The organism is Planomonospora algeriensis, assembly GCF_977012225.1.
The window spans coordinates 1-3,154 of record NZ_CDRNDK010000606.1; the positions used below are offsets into that span (position 1 = coordinate 1).

Sequence of the window (3,154 nt, forward strand, 5' to 3'; positions counted from 1 at the left end):
AGTGCGACAGCCTCCTGCGCCGCCGCGGCCGCCGCGGCCGGATCCTCGGCGAGCAGCGCCCGCGCCCGGTCCGCCAGGCCATGGAGACGACCGGCGTCGATGAGGTCGGGCGGAACCTCCAGCCGGTAACCGCCCCCTTCCGTGACCAGCGCCTCCGGCCCCACGACCGACCTGGTTCGGGAGACCAGGACCTGCAGCGCCTTCGCCGGATTGGCCGGCTCGTCGTCCCCCCACACCTCCGCGACGAGCCGGTCCGCGTGCACGGTACGGCAGGCGAGCGCGAGGGCGGCCAGCAGCGCCTGAGCCCTCTCTCCGACCACCGGCTGCCCCCGCCACCGCACACCGTCGAGCAGGCCCAGGTAGATCGGCATGGCCCAAGTCTAGGCTCCGCCGAACCACCCGCCCGTTCCCGCCTCCGGCCCGCAGAGTGCGACGCTCACCGCCGAGCGGCCGGGCTCCCCGGGGTGCGTCGGAGAGCACCGAAGCGGGTTTGGCGGAACGGGGGGAAGCCGCCTTCGGTGTCACGTGGTTGAACTGGGATGAGGTCACCGCGATCGACTGGGACGAACCCGCCCTTCATCCGACGGGCATAGCCCAGTACCGGAGGCTTCCCGATCAGAGCCTGGAACTCGTCTTCCGCTCGGTGTAGGGGTCAGGCAGGGCCATGGCCTCGCGGACGGGGATCCCTCTGCGGGTTGCGGCCTGGAGACGCTCTCGGACCTGTCGGGGCGTGCGTGGTCGAAAGCCTGGGCCGTTGCAGCCGCACGAGTGGAAGCTCAACCCCGCGTAGAGGACGGCGCTCAATGCCCGCCAAGCCGGGTCGTCGCTCCGACGGGGCGCCGCGAAGTCCCGCCCGACGTTGACCATGGGCTCTCGGCAGCGAGTGCAGGGCTGGGCTCGCCCCTCCGGGGGCACTTGGCAGTCACGCGACACGGCAGACACACGTAGTGGACCTTGTAGGTTCCCGCGCTGTACCGGCACATGCCGCAAGATTACGCGAGTACCGGCGCACCGGCCCGTGGCCTGCTCGGCTTGTCCCGGGCCGAGGGCGGACGGGATGATCAGGTTTCCACCTCAGCCATCGAAGGCCGACCGTGATGGGCACGCCCTTCACGATCATCCCGGAGCCGGAGTGTTCCCGCCGGAGGCTGGAAGGAGTTCGTCGATGACGCTGCGTCGCTGGTTGGTCCGTGGGTATTGGCGGCTGGACACCCTGCTGGGAGGTGATGCCGAACCTGGACGGAGTCAGATCTTCGCTGCGCGGCATCCGGTCAAGCTGGGGGTGCGGTTCGGGGCGGTGATGGGGGCTTTGATGGCGGTGCTGGGAACTCTCGCGGGGGCATGGGGCTGGGGTGATACGGGGATTCTGTGCGCTTTCGCCGTCTTCTTCGGTGTGTTCATGACGGGCATCGGGTTCTTGGAGCGGCGGAGGCAGCGGCATTACGGCTTCTACCAGGAGGTCGGGCATACCGAGCTCGGTGGCTGAGCATCGGTGCTGGGCGGTGGCGCGACGCTGGTGTCGGCGCGTTGCGAGCCCCGTCCATCGAAGGCGTGGGCGGGGACTTCCACCCTGATCAGGCACCGGCGCGTTTCGGCGTTCAGGCTGCTGCCGGCCGTACTCGCTTGAGAAGTCCTGGCGGGTGACGGGAACCGAACCCGCGCTGTCAGCTCGGGAAGTGCGTCGATCACGCCTAGTAGGACGGTTGAGCCGGGCGTTCGGCCGGTCGTGAGTGGTCGTGGCCGACCCCCCTCACCTTGTCCGATGGAATGCTGACGGCACGAGCGGCAGGATGATCCGGTGAAGCTGAACGAGAAGGTCGCGGCGGGGATCGCGGAGGAGTACCTGGACCGGTGGCGACGTGTCGCACGCTACGACGAGCTCGCCGTGATGGAAGAGAACGACGACAAGGACTGGGAGCACGTCACCGGAGAGGACGGGCAGGAGTACAAAGTCCTCGCCTATGTGCTTCCGCACGGCGACGGGACGCTTCGGATGGTGGTCTCGGTGAACCACCGCAGGAGGGACCAGGCGGCTGCCGACCCGGTGATCCGGGAAGCCGTCATGCGCTCGGACGGCATCGTGACCACACCGGCGGATCTGGCCGAGCTGGCGGACCGCTGGATTCTGCCCTACCGGGGGATGCAGGTGGTGCAAGTCCGGGTGAGCCATCAGCTGACGCTGCTCCTCGACGGTGACGCCCGGGTGGACATCGAGTCCACGGCGACGCTCACCAGAGGACCGCTGAGCGCTCCCGACGCGAAACCGGTCCTCCTGGCCCCTGAGCGACAGGAGGTGGCGCCGGCCCTGGCGCTCTTCGGCGCGGCGCTCCTGTCATCGGTCGCCTTCAAGTCCGGTGCGCTGCGGCTGGTCTTCGAGACCGGGACGCACCTGAACGTGAAACCCGATTCCCACTACGAGGCGTGGAGCACCTGCGGTCCTGATGATTTGCGCTTCGTCTGCCTGCCGGGCGGTGGACTTTCGGTATCAGAAACCCTCTCCAGAGACCCGGATCAGGCCGCACACCTCCCTCCGGCCTGATCTTCCCGTCTGCTGGGTCCTGCCCAGGCCCCGGCGCGGTTGACCAGGTCAGTGAGAGAGCGGCGGTCGATGTCGAAGGCGGTCATGCCCTGTTCCACTCCGCGGGCCTCTTGCAGGGTGAGCTGGGCGAGGCGCTTCTGCGTGCGGTCGCGCGACGTGGCGGCATGAACTGGAAGACGCCTACCCGATCGGATGACCAGCCTCTAGTCGAACCAGACGACCAGGCGCACGCCGTCGTCTCCGAACCGCTGAGCCAAGACCCGCATCACCTCGAAGACGTATTCCCACCCGGTGCCCGGCCCCAGCACGTGCAACCGTGTCACCGGACCGTACTCGAACGCCGCTCCGGCGGCTTCCCAACGGCCTGCCGGTGCTTCAACGGGCGAATCACCCAGTGGTGGTATGCCGTACTGCTCGACGACCTCACCGGGCCACCGGTCATCGATCCGGTAGCTGTGGATCATGTGGGACAAGGAGTCCGGTCCCGAGCGGACCTGAAGCACTCCCCGCGCGGCGGGTCGAGCGGACATGTCGAGATCGCGAAGCTCCGCCCAGGAGACCCACGTACAGCCGTGCACGGCGGCATCGACTCGTACGGAGTCTTCGTAATCGGCA

Annotated in this window: 4 protein-coding genes; 2 read left to right on the forward strand and 2 right to left on the reverse strand. The window is 68.4% G+C overall.

Translation table 11 applies throughout. From position 1 onward, the window contains the following. The coding region (locus ACWJ6R_RS33225; RefSeq protein ID WP_449066015.1) for an AfsR/SARP family transcriptional regulator at positions 1 to 371 on the reverse strand (371 nt) is incomplete at its 3' end. 794 nt (positions 372 to 1,165) lie between these two features. On the opposite strand from ACWJ6R_RS33225, the gene ACWJ6R_RS33230 reads away from it, so the two are divergent. Further along, entirely contained in the window at positions 1,166 to 1,486 is a 321-nt protein-coding gene (locus ACWJ6R_RS33230; protein WP_449066016.1) for a hypothetical protein, read from the forward strand. 402 nt (positions 1,487 to 1,888) lie between these two features. Then, positions 1,889 to 2,539, forward strand: coding sequence for a DUF6188 family protein (locus ACWJ6R_RS33235; protein WP_449066017.1), 651 nt, complete (start codon positions 1,889 to 1,891; stop codon positions 2,537 to 2,539). A 203-nt stretch (positions 2,540 to 2,742) separates the two neighbouring features. Here ACWJ6R_RS33235 and ACWJ6R_RS33240 read toward each other — a convergent pair. Further along, positions 2,743 to 3,154, reverse strand: a 412-nt coding sequence (locus ACWJ6R_RS33240) for a hypothetical protein (protein ID WP_449066018.1), incomplete at its 5' end; no start/stop codon positions are given.

Coding starts and splice junctions, on each gene's coding strand:
- ACWJ6R_RS33235 (WP_449066017.1), top strand. CDS start 1,889: ATGGAAGAGAACGACGACAAGGACTGGGAGCACGTCACCGGAGAGGAC.
- ACWJ6R_RS33230 (WP_449066016.1), top strand. CDS start 1,166: ATGACGCTGCGTCGCTGGTTGGTCCGTGGGTATTGGCGGCTGGACACC.